Here is a 17,070-nt window from a genome sequence, read left to right on the forward strand (position 1 = left end):
TCGAGGGTGGTTATGCCTATTGTTAACGGGAAAAATGATGTATAATTTTGGGTATTAAGCACTTTTTCCCTTGGGGTTGTGCTTTATTAGGCTTTGTCTTAATCATTTATAGTCTTAGGTTGTTGATTGTGATTACAGACCAGTTTATCAAATTAGCAAAGAGTGGTTTTTATTGTTGTCAGGGCAGGTTACGCCACTCAATCACTTAGGTGAAAAAGATGGAAGGCAGGATGTATAATGCGCACGAGTGGTGTTCTCGCGGATAGTGATATACAGATTTTAGTTAACGACGGTGTTATCAAGACTATTTGCGCGCTTGATTCTGATCAAATACAACCTGCAAGCCTCGATTTGCGTTTAGGAGATAAAGCGTACCGCATACGCGCTTCCTTTATGCCGGGGCCTGACATCAAAGTTTGTGATAAGCTTGAACGGCTAAAATTACATGAATTTGACTTGCAAAATGGAGCGGTTTTAGAAACAGGATGCGTTTATGTTATTCCTCTTTTAGAAAGTTTGGCTTTGCCAAAAATTTTGTCTGCGGTTTCTAATCCTAAAAGTTCTACAGGACGGCTAGATGTTTTTACGCGTGTGATTACGGATAATGCTCAGGAATTTGATAAAATCTGTGCGGGTTATCATGGTCCGCTTTATCTCGAAATTAGTCCGTGCACATTTCCAATTTTAGTGCGTACGGGATCACGTTTATCACAGCTACGGTTTCGTAAAGGACAAAGTTATTTAAATGAAATTGAGCTACGAACCTTGCATAAAGATCAGACGCTTATATCGGATAATTTTCCCAATATTAGTGATAATGGTATTGGAATTTCTGTTAATTTGGAGGGAGACGGAAACGGGCTTGTAGGGTATCTTGGCAAACATTATACGAGCGTGATTGATATCGATAAACGCACTGCTGTTGATGTTTTAGATTTTTGGGAACCTATTTATAATAACGGCCGGAAGGAACTCATCCTTGATCCAGGCGAGTTTTATATTTTAGTTTCGCGAGAGGCTGTTCATGTTCCCCCACTGTATGCAGCCGAAATGACCCCCTTTGATCCTCTAGTTGGCGAATTTAGAGTCCATTATGCAGGTTTTTTCGATCCAGGATTTGGGCATATGGGAGCAGGTGGAACAGGAGCGCGGGCAGTTTTGGAAGTACGCAGTCACGAAGTTCCATTTATTTTAGAGCACGGCCAAATTATTGGCCGTTTGGTGTATGAGCATATGCTTAATAGACCGTCAGTGCTTTACGGATGCGATGTTGGTTCACATTATCAAGCGCAGGGACTAAAATTGTCTAAGCACTTTAAATGAACGCAGAAATATAATTTTTAATAAGGTGTGCGCAGAAATTCATTTTAAAAAGGACATTTCGATCTATTATAAGTATAATGCGACGCTGGTTTGCTTAATTTTTTGGGTTGAATATGCAGGCTCAACTTTTGTCATATACTTCAGAATCGAAGCAATAAGCAGTGGTGTTCGCGCGTTTTTCCGCGCACAATGAAATATAGATATGAGGCTGATATACAGGAAAATAAATACATTTTTATCGTAATGTGGGAAGGGATTTTTTCTAAAATTGAGGTTGATAGTACTAGAAATTCCTTAACATGTTTAATTTTTGTTCCAAACGCAATTTTGATAGTTTTATAAATTATCATCCTCTGGAATAATTGAGCTTGTATAAAGGATAGAAAAGGCATTTTACCGTTTAGTGTTTATAGTCAAAATTTTATAAGTAGCTCATATATAAATTGCGAAATTTCGATTCTGGCAATTTTTTCAACGAATGCTTTGACCAACTGAAAAATAACCAACTTTTCGATATTAATATAAGAAAATTGACCGGGTATATTCATCGAATTATTTAGCTACATAGCTATTTTTGGCCTTAATGATGGCATTTTTACGATGTACGTGCAGCAACCAGTCGCATTTTTTGAATTATAATCGGATCATTTTGTGTAAGAAAGCGGAATTTTTGAATTGGAACAAATCGCTCAAATAATGCGTTTTGATGAGGTATAAACCACAAAAGGTGTTGTTTCTCAATTATTAGATAGATATTAGTTGCATGTGAACTTTGTATCTTTGATTAGGCTCAAATATTGTTAAGCTCCTGATCTGGAAAATAAAAATAAAAGTGTTGCTTTAATTTATTGATTTTTGGGATCGCAACTGTGCCGTTCTTATTCCCTGAATTTAGGGTTTTATTAGCAGGTCTAATAGAAATTCTTTGTTTAGGGTTGTCAGTTTTTAAGTATTTTAGCTTTTCATTTACGGAGTGATAGTGCCATCATGATTATCTCCTCAACATTTGACTACCGAGAAGCAGCAAGACGTCGGCTGCCTCCTTTTCTATTTCATTATATCGATGGAGGGGCTTATGCTGAGGAAACAATGCAGCGTAATTATACAGATCTCCAAGCACTCGTGCTGCGTCAACGAATTCTTAAGCAGGTTGGTGAAGTTGATCTTTCAGTAAAGATTTTTGATCAAACACTTGATATGCCGATTATTCTTTCGCCTGTTGGGTTGACTGGCATGTATGCACGCCGTGGCGAAGTGCAGGCTGCGCGTGCAGCAGTTGCGAAAGGCACCCTTTTTACTTTATCCTCGGTTTCAGTTTGTCCTATTGCAGAAGTGCAGGCAGCAGTTGGGAGTGCGTTTTGGTTTCAGCTTTACGTCCTCAAAGATCGCGGATTTATGCGTGATGTGTTGGAGCGGTCTTGGGCAGCTGGTCTGCGTACATTAGTGTTTACGGTTGATATGCCGATTCCCGGCGCGCGTTATCGCGATGCTCATTCAGGGATGTCTGGGCCTTATGCTAGGCTACGTCGTATTCTGCAAGCTGTTATTCATCCTCATTGGGCCTGGAATGTCGGTATTATGGGGCGCCCACACGATCTAGGAAATGTCTCTGCTTATCTTAAAAAAAGGACTGAATTAGAGGATTATATTGGCTGGCTTGGTGCAAATTTTGATCCGTCAATTGGTTGGCACGATTTGCAGTGGATTCGAGATTTTTGGAAGGGAAAAATGGTTTTAAAGGGCATTCTTGATCCGCAGGATGCGCGCGAAGCGGTGCAATTTGGTGCTGATGGTATTGTTGTTTCTAATCATGGCGGGCGTCAGCTCGATGGAGTATTGTCAACTGTGCGGGCATTACCGGCAATCGCAGAAGCCGTGAAGGGTGATTTAGCTATTTTAGTTGATTCTGGTATTCGTTCTGGTCTTGACGTTGTACGTATGTTGGCACAGGGTGCAGATACCGTTATGATTGGCCGCGCTTTTGCTTATGCGCTTGCGGCGGCAGGCGAAAAAGGTGTAGCTCATCTTCTCGATCTTTTTGCCAAAGAGATGCAAATAGCTATGACATTAACCGGTGCACGTGCGATTAAAGAAATTACACGCGAGAATTTAGTGAGCGCAGGCCTCTTAAAAGGTTGATTAATTAAGAAAAGCCTGCTCCTCTGTCCTTTCGAAGCACAGAGGCCTTTTTGTTAAATAGAGGAAGATTATGCCTCGATGTATCTCTGTATGTTGTCATCGGGTATTCTCGATAATTTTATAAGCTATATTCGAATTTTTAATTATTTTTCTGTTATTTATAGTTAATTATAGCTCATAATCATGTATCTAATAAGATAATAATTATAATTTTGAAGTTTAAATAACAATTTTTGTAAATTGTATATTCTTTATATTGTATCATAAACGAATATATTAATTCTATACAGTAATATATTCGTTTATAAATTGTGTATTTCAGCACCAAATGGCACATTATATATGAATATTGTTACGCTTATATTCATTTGTCAAACGCACGCTTTTATCTTGTTCCAGGCTTATATTATCCGTCTTAATAAGGGGCCAATACTATACCTTCCCTGAATTATAGCGGGTATTTTAATTGTTAACGAATTTAGGTCAGGGGGTAGTGCGCCCACGTACCTGTATAGATTGAGAAAGGAATAATGATTATTTGGTTAGTCGTGGATCTGTCCGATTATTTATGGTCTATTTACTTATGATGAATAGCTTTTAAAAGGAATAAGAGTATTCGCCATATCAAAGAGATTTAAGTTCGCGTTTGCATCGTATGTCATCTTCGATAAGGTTGTGCAGTATAAATTATATTGTATAACAATAGTTTATAATATGCATATATGTGCGTTAATGTTTCTGTGTCGATATCCATAAGATGACGTATATAGAGAAAACACTACGTTACAAAAAGTGGTCGTTAAAAAATATTGGCTATGCTAATCACATTGATGTCGGCAGAATTCTTCGCCAACAACTTGAAAAATACCTTACAGCAGCGCTATGGTGATATATTCGTGAACGATGTTTTGCACCCAGAAGAGAGCTGCGATGAGTATGTTTTTGAATATGCTATGATATCGAGGCGATTTATTATAGGTTGGATGATAAAAAACCTATCTAAATATTCGAAGGCACCGTCCAGTAAACAGCGAAAACAGTAAACTTCGTAAACACTATAAAGCGGTATTTGACTGTATTTCTGGTGTTTGTAATGCTTTGAATCTCAGAAATTAAGTAGCACTAGCACGCAGCAGGGGGGGTGATTGCTTCCTTATCTCTTAATTATCGAACCCTAACCAGCGAAATTTCGCTATGTGCAGGAAATTAAATGCTCTGCGTGTTAATTATATCCGCGTATTTTTTCCCCACATCGACCGATATTATGACATATAAAGTGTATTTCGTGAGGTGATTAAAAAAATTATTAATACAATCACAAAAGTTTTATATTAATTTGCTATCATAAATATCCAGTAATAGCGGTGCCGCATGCCGGATTCGAACCAGCGACCCCATCATTACGAATGATGTGCTCTACCAACTGAGCTAATGCGGCATGGGGCTATACTCTGTCAATTGAACGAAAGTTTGCCTGAGGGTAATAACTAAAACTATGTTTAAAAGCAAGCGCACAATTTTTTTCAATAATTTATAAGTTATGGTCCCTAGGTAGATTAGAGATAAGATATTTATAAAGAGGTAGGATCAATAAAATGGCCGTTTAGTGTAGAGGTGCTTTTCATTTTTACGGGAGCGGTCGATATAAGGGATTTTTTAATAAACTTAGATATATTTTTACCGAATTGATTTACGCTCATTCTCTTCGTACCATAGCGGCCTTTTAATTTTTTTTGAGAATCTCAAAAGGTTTTGTTTTACAAACTGTACCAGTATCATTTTCTCGGTGTATTGCTTGTGTGGGGGCGGTTTATCCGAAACATAGGGAAAACTGCTTGAGAAGATAAGATCGGAGGCCGTGAGCACTTACCTTGGCTATTCCGACATTTTAGAATTTTCTCACATAAACCGTCTTATAAACGGTGTTGGGAGCAAAATTTGGGCGTAAATAAGTGTTTTCAGTTTGCTAGAATAGCTTATGGTAGTCTGCGCGGTTGTCTATATGCTTAGGGTGGGATGCTTTTAATTCGCGTCTTTTAAAAACAGTGTTCTAATATCAAATATATTTTTCCATTCTGTATGAAATTTTATGAAGAGGTTCTTGTTTTTCGCGGCTTAAGATACAAAATATTACCGCCAAAGTGCCCAAGATAAACCAAGTTGGCAGATAGGTTAGAGTGACGCATATTGAAGACAGAAAAGATGGCGTAAAACAGCGTATAAACTGATTGAGGCTATAGATATCGGTCTGAAAGAAGTATGCTACTGTCTTATTGAAAGGGGTTACGGTCCAGTGCGATGCGCTTATGGAATGCACACTATCGGTGACAAATGTTATAACTGTCAACGTGACGAGAATAAATGCCATTAATTTCAATAAAGGACGAAGCATATTTTTCCTAATTATTTTAGTGGGTTAATATCCTCGTAACTCGTGAAAAAATAAGTAGTTGCATCATGCTAAAAAAATAAATTAGCGTTTACTGCTTTACGATTTTTTTTTAAAGAAAGGTACACAAAATTATGATTGGCCTTTTCCGTAGAGCTTTAGGTTGAGCGCACGACAGTAATGGGGAATGATGCTCAAAGAAAAACGGAATGAACTGAAGTGCGACCTTCAAATCGCCATGTTCAAATGATTGCTTGGGGGGAGGATTATTGGAACAGGTCTTTTTTATGGACCAAAAGAGGCTATTCAATTAGCTGGCCCCTCGGCCGTCGTAGCTTATCTTTTTAGGGGATTTGTTATCTGCTTTATCACGTGGATGCTCGGCGAAGTGTCGGTAAAAGAGCCAGCGTCGGGCGCTTTTATTTTCTTTGCTTATAAATAATTGAGAATGCTTTGTCGGTTTTGTTACAGGTTGGAATTATTGGTTTCTTCTTATTCTAATCAGTATGACTGAACTCCCAGTTATCGGGTTTTACCTCGATTATTGGATTTCTATAGATCATTGGAAATCGTCCCTTGTTGTTTTTTTGTTTGTTACATTGGTGAACCTTGTTGATGTGCGTGTTTTTGGAGAATTTGAATTTTGTTTAGCTTTGATCAAGGTAATTACTATCGTTGGTATGATTATTTTGGGAATTTTTCTTGTCGTAACTGGAATGCATGGTAGTCAAGCAAGCGTTCGCTATCTTTGGGATCAGGGCGGTTTTTTCTTCACAGAGTGGAGGGGATTATTTCAGCTACTTATGTGGTGATGTTTTCCTTTGGCGGAACGGAGCTCATTGGTGTTGCCGATGGGGAAGTACCGAATCCACAAAAAACGATTCCGGCTGCTATCCGTGAGGTTGTGTAGAGGGTTGTGATTTTTTATATTGGCTCTATCATCGTTATTATGATGATAAGTTCGTGGAATATGATTGAGAAAAACGGTAACCCTTTTGCAACTATTTTTGAGACTGTAGGAATTCCCGCGGCTAGTCACATTTCGAATTTTGTAGTGATTATGGCCGCTACCTCGGTTTACAATAGCAGCGTTTATCCCAGTAGCCATATGCTTTATAGTTTAGCTATTCAAAAAAATGCGCCTCGTATTTTTAGTAAGCTTAGCGCTGCCCGTATTCCTTATGTCGCTGTTCTTTTTTCATCATTTTGTGCTGCAATAATTATCGTCGTTAATATGCTTATGCTGGATAATAGTTTTATGCATATTATGGCTGTTGCAACCGCGGCGACGGTCATCACTTGGGCTATCATTGTTATTACCCATTTGAAATTTAGAAAAACTCGTAAAAGCGAAAAAAATTCATTTATTTATGCATTTGGTTTATACTCTCACGCTAATTATTTTTGCCTTTGCTTTCTTGCATTGTTATTTTGCATCATGTTTGTAAGCGGATTTGGGCAAAATGGATTAATGACTCAACTTTTTGACGCGGTAAGAATAAAAACAGTATCTGTTTGGCCACGTATTCCTGGACATAGGCCTGATATGAGTTTGGTAGTCATTATTTCCTGTATAGTGTTTGCTTTTACTGTTAGGGTGCAGATTCAAGAGGCAATTTTAGAAGAAGTAATATACAAGGATTAGTTGGGATAAAGCTTTGGGGATAATAAAATTCGATAAGGTAACACGAGTTTTTGGTGATTTGTGTGCGGTGAGAGACGTGACTGTGCAGCTCAGTGAGAAGCGAGTCGCGGTTATCGGCGCGAATGGCTCCGGGAAGAGTACGTTTATCCGCCTTATTAATGGTTTACAGTTGCCATCAAATGGCTCTGTGAGCGTTGACGGACTTGATACGAAGCGTGATGCAAAGGCGGTGAAGCGTAAAATTGGGTTTGTTTTTCAAAATCCCGATAACCAGATCGTGTTGCCGTTAGTGGAAGAAGATTTATCTTTTGGTCTTAAAAATTTGAAACTCAGTAAGGACGAAATCAGAGAACGAGTAGACGAAATTTTACAACGTTATGACCTCCAATTTTACAGAAATCACCCAGTTCATTCGTTAAGTGGTGGACAAAAACAACTGATTGCTATTTCTGGTGTTGTGGCAATGAAACCGGATTATATTGTTTTTGACGAGCCAACGACATTACTTGATTTGAGAAATAAACGGCGTATTACGCAGGTTATAAAGGAGTTGCCGCAAACAGCAATTGTCGTATCTCATGATTTACAATTTCTTAAGACATTTGATAGAGTTTTGGTGTTTGATAAGGGGGAAATAATTATTGATGATATACCTTCGATTGCTATCAAAAAATATGTAAGAAGTATGTCATGATAGGTTTATATCTTCCTCGAGACAGCTTTATGCATAGGCTTAGGCCGGGGATTAAGCTGTTATCTCTCACTGTTTGCGGGACCATTATTTTTATGGTTTCGTCTGTGTCCGTTCTTTCACTATTATTATTATTGGTGGCTTTATTATATGTTATCGCTCAGGTTCCTTTTAAAAAGGTAGTGCAGCAATTTAGATTGATAGGGCCGTTTTTAATATTTATATTTGTCTTTCACACTGTTTTTGATAATTGGCTTGTGGGTTTAAAAGTCATATTACGTTTTATTATTCTTATTTTTTTAGCATTTCTAGTTCCCTTAACAACAAAAGTTTCAGATATGATGGAGTCAGTTGAAGGAGGGCTCCGGCCTTTTCAGCGCTTTGGTGTAAATCCATCAAAATTGAGTATAGTTTTATCGATGGCGATTAGATTTATCCCGGTTATTATCGAAAAATTCAATGAGGTGCGGGAAGCGCAGCGGGCACGCGGACTTGATGCGCATATTACAGTTCTTGCAATACCTCTTATTATACGAACAATGAGAATGGCCTCAGAGGTTGCTGAAGCATTAGAAGCGCGTTCTTATGATACAGTTACAGACAGCGAGATATCATGCGATGATAAAAATTCTATTTTAAAGGAGTAAGTAAGTGAGTACAAAAGATTTAGCTTATATCGCTTTATTCACCGCTGTTTACGCGGTATTAGGTTTGTTCCCTCCTATTTTTTTACCTTTTTTTTCCGGGGTTCCTATTACCGCGCAGTCTATGGGACCGATGCTAGCAGGTTCTATATTGGGGGCGAAAAGAGGGGCTCTGGCATCAGTATGTTTCCTTATTCTAGTTGCTATTGGAGTGCCTGTGTTAGCTGGTGGACGCGGGGGCATTGTTGTCTTTTTAGGACCTGGTGGCGGTTATATGATTGGCTTTCCGTTTGCGGCGTTTTTCATTGGCTTCATGGTCGAATTACTTTGGAAGCGACTCAACTTCGTTATTTTGATTATAATAAATGCTGTGGGCGGTATCGGTATTGTGTATCTTTTTGGGATACCATGGATGGCTTATATACTGAATCTTTCTTTACTGGCGGCTGCGACGATTTCATTAGGTTTTTTGCCTGGCGGCTGTTTAAAGGTTCTAATTGCATCCTTTATAGCAATGACTGTCAAAAAATCTGTTCCTCTCATTCACCCAAAGAGTTAGTAATAAGCACTTATTACAAGGGTTTTAGAGAGTGGCATACTGAAAGCTTAAAAAGGAAGGAAGAGAAAGAATGTGCTAATAGCTTCTTTCTCATCTTTTTATCTTTTAATGAGAGAGAAGATAACGAGTGAAAGGGGCTCCGGGAGGAGGGACGAGAGGCGAGCTAAAATATATTTCTATAATTTATTATTTTTATTGTATTTTATAGATATTATGGTGCCCAGACGCGGATTCGAACCACGGACACGCGGATTTTCAGTCCGCTGCTCTACCTACTGAGCTATCTGGGCGCTTCATAAATGCATAAAGCGTGTGCGGTTATAGCATCAAAATTCTTTCTGTCTAGGCGTCAAAATAAAAATAATCGATTTTTCATAAGTTTACCTTTATATCCCCAGATATACAATTATCCTTTTGCGAGACTAACTTGATAGATACGTTGTGTACATTGGGTGCGTCGTGATAAGCATGTTACTTCCTCTCGGTGGAAGCGGGGAGATCTCCCTTTTCAAGAGATATAATTGATTGAAATGTTTATTGTTGGAGAAGGCTCATTGTGCTTTAATTTTGCAAAATAAATGAAAAAAATTGATATTTGCGTTAACCAGCCTCAATTATCGGTGTAATTTCTTTAGAGAAATGTCCTTTTTTAGTGGAAGGCGAGTTGACCAAAAGGATAGGATAAATGATGATGTTAAAGGAACCGATTTGCCGGCCGGGGAATCCTAATTTTTCTTCTGGTCCTTGTAGTAAGCGGCCTGGTTGGACGGTTGAGATTCTTAAAAATGCATTGCTTGGGCGTTCACATCGTAGCAGAACGGGTAGATCAAGGCTTGCTGAGGCAATCGATTTAACTCGTGATGTCCTTGAAGTTCCATCTGATTACCGTATCGGCATTGTGCCTGCTTCAGACACGGGCGCTATTGAGATAGCTCTGTGGTCTTTATTGGGCCAACGGGGCGTTGATATGGTGTCGTGGGAAAGCTTTGGTTCAGATTGGATCACTGATGTTGTCCAACAATTAAAGCTTTCTGATGTGCGTCGATTAGAAGCACCCTACGGTGAATTGCCAGATTTAACTCAAATTGATTTTGATCGTGACGTTGTATTCACATGGAATGGAACAACTTCTGGTGTGCGTGTTCCTAGTGCTTGTTTTATCGCAGATAAGCGTGCAGGTTTGACAATTTGTGATGCGACATCAGCTGTTTTTGCACAAAATCTCGATTTTTCAAAATTAGATGTTGTCACTTTTTCATGGCAAAAAGTTTTGGGGGGTGAAGCAGCGCATGGTATGCTGATTTTGAGCCCTCGTGCTGTTGAGCGGCTCGAGCATTATGCTCCTACTTGGCCTTTGCCCAAAATTTTCCGTATAACAAAAGGTGGAAAGTTGAACGAAGGTATTTTTAAGGGAGAAACAATTAATACACCTTCTCTGTTGTGCGTTGAAGATTATCTTGATGCATTAAAGTGGGCGAAATCACTGGGGGGATTAAAGGCATTAATAGCACGTGCTGATAAGAACTTTGCCGTTCTTGATGCTTTTGTTCGCAAAACACCTTGGGTAGAGAATTTAGCAAAAGTCCCTCAAACACGCTCCAACACATCCGTTTGTCTAACAATTGTAGATCCGGTTATTTCTTCCTTAGATACTAAAGTGCAGGCATCTTTCGTGCAATCGGTCGTAGCTCGTCTTGATGAAGCAGGTATTGCTCACGATATTGGCGGGCACCGAAATGCTCCCCCAGGGTTTCGGATTTGGACAGGCGCGACGATTGAGGCTTCTGACCTTGAATCGTTAACGGAATGGATTGAATGGTCATTTCAGATCGAAAAATCTCGTCTTTAAGTAACTCTTGATAGTTTTTATGTGCTGTTTTTCATGAATTTTTACCGATTGTATTTGAATAAAATCTGAAAATCATTGAATTATAAGACTCACTGTTATCAGTAAGATGTCGGATATTATTAGGTTGCAGCAATATCGATTCCAGAATTAACCATTATTATGATCTTTTAGCTTTTTTATTTCTGGCCCATGCATATAAACTAGATATTACAATTGATTTAAGGGAGCTCAAAGAATTTGTCTTCTCGCTGCTTATTTTGGTGAATGGCACGATGAAAAAGACCGCCGCATTAATACGGAAGAAACAGATTTTTAAAAGCTTTTTTTAGTTCGTTGGAATTTTAGACTCTTATGTTGAATTTTTTTTAGAGAAGTATTTTGAAAATATGGATACACACGGTGCGCATAATATTGCTTTTATATCTGACACACACTTGGGCAGCACCGTCGCGAGAAGTGCTAGCGTTTTTTATGGATTACGTTTGGCAACAAAAATATTTATTTTTGATGTCAATTATTGTGTGGAGGTCAGCACTATTTCAGCAAAAATAATAACCTAATACCCTAATTTTTTTCAAAAGACTGTTTAGTATAATAAAAATATGTTTCTCACTGGGGCGTGATTTATTTTGATTATCGAGGAATTTTCGGCTTAATACAGGGATTGGTAAAAAATTGAGGTGAAGAGCCGCGTCTGCTATGAGGTTTCGCTATAAGAAGCCTCTTATTTTCGAATGCTGGGGTTACTTTGCCAAACATAACGGAGAAAATTATGGCCAATGTAGTAGTTGTCGGTACACAATGGGGAGATGAGGGCAAGGGTAAAATCGTAGACTGGTTATCTGAGCGAGCAGATGTTGTGGTCAGATATCAAGGGGGCCACAATGCGGGCCATACATTGGTTATTGATGGAGTGAGTTATAAATTGTCGCTTTTGCCGTCTGGTTTGGTTCGCGGTAAGTTATCGATTATCGGTAATGGCGTGGTGGTTGACCCTCACCATTTTGTGGCAGAACTAAAAAAATTACGCGCCCAAGGCGTAAAGATTACACCGGAAGTTTTGCGTATCGCTGAAAACGCTCCTTTAATTCTTTCTGTACATCGTGACCTCGATGAAGCGCGGGAAAATGGTATGTCGGATTTAATAATCGGCACAACAAAGCGCGGTATTGGGCCTGCTTACGAAGACAAAGTAGGCCGCCGTTCTATTCGTGTAATGGATTTAGCAGAAGCTGACACGCTTATGGCTAAGATTGAGCGACTTTTGAGACACCACAACGCATTGCGTCTTGGTATGGGCTTCACAGAAATTAGCGCACAAACACTGTATGATGAATTAATGCAAGTTGCTGATGAAATTTTGCCTTTTATGGATTGTACGTGGCGTCTTTTGGATGAAAGCTATCGTACGGGACAGCGCATTCTTTTTGAGGGTGCACAAGGCGCGTTGTTGGATAATGATTTTGGTACTTATCCTTATGTAACATCGTCTAATACAATTCCTGGGCAAGTTTTCACCGGTTCAGGTATGGGGCCTGGTTCAGTTCAGTACGTTTTGGGTATTGTGAAAGCTTATACTACACGTGTAGGAGAGGGACCGTTTCCGACAGAACAGGTGAATGATATTGGTAAATTTCTCAGAACACACGGGAAAGAATTTGGCGTTGTGACCAACAGAGAACGCCGATGCGGTTGGTTTGACGCTGTGGCAGTACGCCAGATGGTAGCTATTTGCGGCGTTTGTGGTATCGCGTTAACAAAGCTCGATGTGTTAGATGGTCTGGACAAAATTAAAATTTGTGTTGGCTATGAACTTAACGGTAAGAGAATTGATTATTTGCCATCTTCTATAGGCGCGCAAGCCCGTGTGAAGCCAATTTATGAAATATTAGAGGGTTGGAAGGGAACGACGGCACATGTACGTTGCTGGAAAGAATTACCGGTACAGGCCGTCAAATATGTACGCTATATCGAAGAATTAATTGGCACATCGGTGGCCTTATTGTCAACTGGCCCTGAGCGTGGAGATACAATTCTCATTACCGATCCTTTCGCAGATTGATCGTTTTTGTAGGTGTTAATGCCGGTTTTAATTTGTAGTTAAGATGAAGTTTAAGGAGTGTATGACAGGAAGGGAGCAAAGCGATATGTCGATGTTTTTTTAAAATTTTTGTGCTGTTTGTGCTGATATAAATTGTTAAGTAAGAACTTAAGAGCATTTTAAGTCCTATTACACCGAAATTTTTTTTCTTGAGCTTGAGAAAGAATATATAGGATATGATAGATTTCGTTGGAATCTTAAAAAAGACGATTAATGCGCAAGATAATGTCACGCCGCAATTACGTGAGCGAATTTATGAGCGTGCCACCGAAACTTTGGAACGCAAATTTGGAGAAGTTAAAATCTCTAAAGCTGCAGCGAACGCACAAAGAAAAGCCCTACAGAGTGCTATTGCGACTGTTGAAAAAGAGTATTTAGCTATTGAAGAGGAATTACTTTCTTCGATTATTGGGTGGAAACCTATAGACGAGATTGGTGCTGGCGAGGGCAAGCAAGATTCTGCACTATCGGAAAGTAATGGCGTTTCGGTTTCTACTACAAAAAAAATACAAAAATCATCTGTTGCGGGTTTAATCGGTGATAAGGTATTTGATGAGCCTTCTGTAATATCAGGTGTTCCAGGCGTAGAGCCTGCTAATATTGAAGATCTTTGGGTTAGTTACGCGCATGAAATAGATCGGAGCGCTAAAAAAAGAACGCGTGCGGTAAGCACTTCGACTCCACAAGAAGATAATTCCCATATCGTTTCGCATATTTTTTCTCAAGCTTTGCGGCGCACGAATAGGTCATCTGTACGAAGGCGTATCTTGGTAGGCATCATTGCTTTCGTTGGTCTTGTAATCTTATTCATCAGTATTTTTATTATTTTTGGGCGTATATTTATATCAGAAAATCATCCCTTAAAGGCGGCAGATGCTCAAGTCGTTGAGGGGTTGCCGAAAGTAGTTCAAGGGAAGCGGAAATTGACACAACGTCTATTAGATAATGGAAGAGAGATCGATGTTGGTCCAGCTGAACAAGCAGAATCTTTAAATGATATAGGGGCTGATAACAGTTGCTGTCGCTGAGTAGCTAGACCAAGCTATGTTTTATCAAAAGGCGTAGATTATGATGTAGGAAAAGATGTAATGGCCGGTTCGGGACAGACTAATCATATCATAAAAGGAAATTTTTGTTGAAGAAGCGCTAGAAAAATGAGCTATATAGGGCGGTATAACGATTCCGGAGAAGGGGATTTTGCTGCGGTTGGCTTTATGTCGTAATTTCAATCTTCTTTTCTTTATTGCTTGCGTTATGGATTTGTTTTTCGCCACAAGTGACACATGAGCGTTGACTTTTGATAAAAGTAAACGGCCGGTCGTGTATGTCTCAATGATAATTATCTCAGCTAAGATTGGTGATAACTTTTTTTACATTAAGCGGTAATGACCCTACTTTTTTACCGAATTTACGATCGGCACGCGAATTAGACCGGATTATTTCGGTAAGCGGCGAAACAACCGCACGCAGGCCGGAGAGCTAGTGCAAAAATCAGCCAGATTACCGCCTGCGTAAACGGACAACCCGACATCCCTTTTCTAAAAAAGCAGGGCACTGCCATACGTGGGATCGAAAACCACCCCCCCACAAATAAACACTCATAGTACGGCCCGCAGGGTGCAAGCACGCTGCATTCGCGCCTAGCTTCAATTAACTTTAGAAATACGAAAACAAAGCTGCTCTCGTGTTTGCTGCTGAGACGAGGTAAAAGCCCTCATAGCCTTTTGTACTTTTTCAAATGCACGCATTTCAATTTGCCTCACACGCTCCCGGCTGATGCCGAATTCACCCGAAAGTTCCTCTAAAGTCAGCGGTGCATCATTTAAGCGACGAGCTTCAAATATGCGCTTTTCGCGCTCATTGAGCTCGCTCACAGCCTGCGTCAACATGGAGCGGCGATTCTCTAATTCATCTTGCTCGACCAAAATTTGTTCTTGGCTATCCGAATCATCGACCAACCAATCTTGCCACTCGCAGCTTTGGTCTTCGTTTGTACGAAGAGGTGCATTGAGTGAAACATCGCCACTAAGGCGGCGATTCATTGATACAACTTCGTTTTCTGTAACATTTAACCGGGTTGCAATTTCTTTCACTTGTTCCGCGTTAAGATCGCCGTTATCGAGGGTCTGAAGTTTATTTTTTAATTTGCGAAGGTTGAAGAATAGACGCTTCTGATTAGCTGTCGTCCCCATTTTCACCAAACTCCATGACCGCAAAACGTACTCTTGAATTGATGCTTTAATCCACCACATCGCGTAAGTTGCGAGGCGAAAACCACGTTTTGGTTCGAAACGTTTGACGGCTTGCATGAGCCCTATGTTACCTTCCGAAATGACCTCCCCGATAGGCAAACCATAGCCCCGATATTCCATTGCAATTTTAGCCACGAGGCGCAAATGACTAGTTACCAACCTATGCGCCGCCTTCGAATCGCCATGTTCACGATAACGCTCAGCTAACATATATTCTTCCTTCGGCTTAAGCATCGGAAAACGACGTATTTCCTCTAAGTAACGATCGAGGCCCCCATCACCTGCTGTTACTAATGATAAATTTACATGGGCCATAATAGCACCCTCCTTTTACACGAATCCCCTGATAAGGCGAATTCTATTTACGAACACTAATATAAGCATCCCCTGCCTCATTTGCACGACTGTAATTTTAAACTTTGTCTAAAAATAGATATTTGATCATGAACTCATTGAGACGACTAAAAGTTTCAATTAAGTTTTCTCAAATGGCTGATAAGTTCAGCCATATCCCGAGGGGGAGGTGTGGAAAAAGATACAATACAACCCGTAACAGGATGCTCAAAGGTGAGGCTGGCTGCGTGGAGTGCTTGCCGATTAAATTGATTAATAATATTTTGAATTGCAGGACTAAGCGCGTTTGCTTTCGTTTTAAAAGCATTTCCGTACACTACGTCGCCCACCAATGGATGCCCGATATGAGCCATATGGACACGGATCTGGTGTGTGCGCCCGGTTTCTAATCGGCATTCTAGCAAACTAGCAAAAGGCGTTGTATCTGCGCGGGTTCCGTATTTTTCGAGCAGAGAAAAGTGCGTAATAGCTTGGCGAGCATCAGCTTTCTGGCTAAGGACAACAGCTCGTTTTGTTCGATCATAGGGGGAGCGGCCGAGGAAGGCATTGATAGTGGCAACATTACGACTAGGAAAGCCCCAAATCAGGGCATGGTAACGCCGGTCTAATACACCGCTACGTCCGTGATCGGCAAATTGAGCACTGAGACTTTTGTGAGCAGAATCATTTTTAGCAATAACCATAACGCCGCTTGTATTTTTATCGAGGCGGTGGACGATCCCGGGGCGCTTGATACCATTGATACCTGATAAACTATCACCGCAATGATAAATGAGGGCGTTGACTAATGTTCCGGTCCAATTGCCGTGACCAGGGTGAACAACAAGACCAGCGGGTTTATTAATAACGATGATGTGCTCATCTTCAAATAAGACGTCAAGCGCGATAGCTTCGCTTCCAGGACGTGCATCGCTAAGAGCAGGTATTACTAATTCAATTATTTGATTAGGTCTTAATTTGGTTTTCGATTCCCTTATTAATTGTCCGTCAATTTTAAGATGGCCTTCACGAATCAAAGTCTGTAAACGCGAACGCGATAGCTCACTTTGATAACGCTCGGCAAGCCATTGATCAATTCGCCGCCCAATAGCACCCTCATCTGTTATTTCTTGGATTACCATATA

Annotated in this window: 10 protein-coding genes, 2 tRNA genes and 1 pseudogene; 9 read left to right on the top strand and 4 right to left on the bottom strand. The window is 40.0% G+C overall.

The window, feature by feature from the left end; genetic code table 11:
* The first annotated feature begins 234 nt into the window (after positions 1 to 234).
* Positions 235 to 1,323, top strand: a complete 1,089-nt coding sequence (locus BANH1_RS01020; RefSeq protein ID WP_041582881.1) for a 2'-deoxycytidine 5'-triphosphate deaminase — start codon at positions 235 to 237, stop codon at positions 1,321 to 1,323.
* A gap of 987 nt (positions 1,324 to 2,310) precedes the next feature.
* Entirely contained in the window at positions 2,311 to 3,462 is a 1,152-nt protein-coding gene (gene lldD, locus BANH1_RS01025) for an FMN-dependent L-lactate dehydrogenase LldD (RefSeq protein ID WP_015397599.1), read from the top strand.
* Between the two features lie 1,365 nt (positions 3,463 to 4,827).
* Here the strand turns inward: lldD and BANH1_RS01035 are convergent.
* A tRNA-Thr gene (locus tag BANH1_RS01035) sits at positions 4,828 to 4,900 on the bottom strand.
* Between the two features lie 1,141 nt (positions 4,901 to 6,041).
* Here BANH1_RS01035 and BANH1_RS01040 point away from each other — a divergent pair.
* The 4 genes and pseudogenes from BANH1_RS01040 to BANH1_RS01055 all read left to right on the top strand — a co-directional run bounded on the left by BANH1_RS01040 (position 6,042) and on the right by BANH1_RS01055 (position 9,390).
* Positions 6,042 to 7,473: pseudogene (locus tag BANH1_RS01040) on the top strand (amino acid permease).
* 36 nt (positions 7,474 to 7,509) lie between these two features.
* The gene (locus BANH1_RS01045; RefSeq protein ID WP_015397601.1) at positions 7,510 to 8,190 is read left to right on the top strand and encodes an energy-coupling factor ABC transporter ATP-binding protein; all 681 of its coding nucleotides are present in this window, start codon (positions 7,510 to 7,512) and stop codon (positions 8,188 to 8,190) included.
* On the top strand, positions 8,187 to 8,834 hold the full coding sequence (locus BANH1_RS01050; protein ID WP_015397602.1) for an energy-coupling factor transporter transmembrane component T family protein: 648 nt from the start codon (positions 8,187 to 8,189) through the stop codon (positions 8,832 to 8,834). Before BANH1_RS01045 ends, BANH1_RS01050 begins: the two co-directional genes overlap by 4 nt.
* A gap of 4 nt (positions 8,835 to 8,838) precedes the next feature.
* Positions 8,839 to 9,390, top strand: a complete 552-nt coding sequence (locus tag BANH1_RS01055) for a biotin transporter BioY (protein ID WP_015397603.1) — start codon at positions 8,839 to 8,841, stop codon at positions 9,388 to 9,390.
* 214 nt (positions 9,391 to 9,604) lie between these two features.
* On the opposite strand, the gene BANH1_RS01060 is transcribed toward BANH1_RS01055, so the two are convergent.
* Positions 9,605 to 9,680, bottom strand: a tRNA-Phe gene (locus tag BANH1_RS01060).
* Positions 9,681 to 10,075: 395 nt separating this feature from the next.
* Between BANH1_RS01060 and BANH1_RS01065 the strand changes: the two genes are divergently transcribed.
* The 3 genes from BANH1_RS01065 (at position 10,076) to BANH1_RS01075 (ending at position 14,368) form a co-directional block, all read left to right on the top strand.
* On the top strand, positions 10,076 to 11,239 hold the full coding sequence (locus tag BANH1_RS01065; protein WP_041582883.1) for a phosphoserine transaminase: 1,164 nt from the start codon (positions 10,076 to 10,078) through the stop codon (positions 11,237 to 11,239).
* 772 nt (positions 11,240 to 12,011) lie between these two features.
* Complete coding sequence (locus BANH1_RS01070; RefSeq protein ID WP_015397605.1) at positions 12,012 to 13,301, top strand: adenylosuccinate synthase; 1,290 nt, start codon at positions 12,012 to 12,014, stop codon at positions 13,299 to 13,301.
* A gap of 215 nt (positions 13,302 to 13,516) precedes the next feature.
* The gene (locus BANH1_RS01075) at positions 13,517 to 14,368 is read left to right on the top strand and encodes a hypothetical protein (protein ID WP_051039089.1); all 852 of its coding nucleotides are present in this window, start codon (positions 13,517 to 13,519) and stop codon (positions 14,366 to 14,368) included.
* A 618-nt stretch (positions 14,369 to 14,986) separates the two neighbouring features.
* On the opposite strand, the gene rpoH is transcribed toward BANH1_RS01075, so the two are convergent.
* Both rpoH and BANH1_RS01085 read right to left on the bottom strand, forming a co-directional pair.
* Entirely contained in the window at positions 14,987 to 15,907 is a 921-nt protein-coding gene (gene rpoH, locus BANH1_RS01080) for an RNA polymerase sigma factor RpoH (protein WP_015397606.1), read from the bottom strand.
* Positions 15,908 to 16,062: 155 nt separating this feature from the next.
* Entirely contained in the window at positions 16,063 to 17,067 is a 1,005-nt protein-coding gene (locus tag BANH1_RS01085) for an RluA family pseudouridine synthase (protein WP_015397607.1), read from the bottom strand.
* Between the last annotated feature and the right edge of the window lie 3 nt (positions 17,068 to 17,070).

The sequence above is a fragment of the Bartonella australis AUST/NH1 genome (genome assembly GCF_000341355.1).
Taxonomy (GTDB): Bacteria; Pseudomonadota; Alphaproteobacteria; order Rhizobiales; family Rhizobiaceae; genus Bartonella; species Bartonella australis.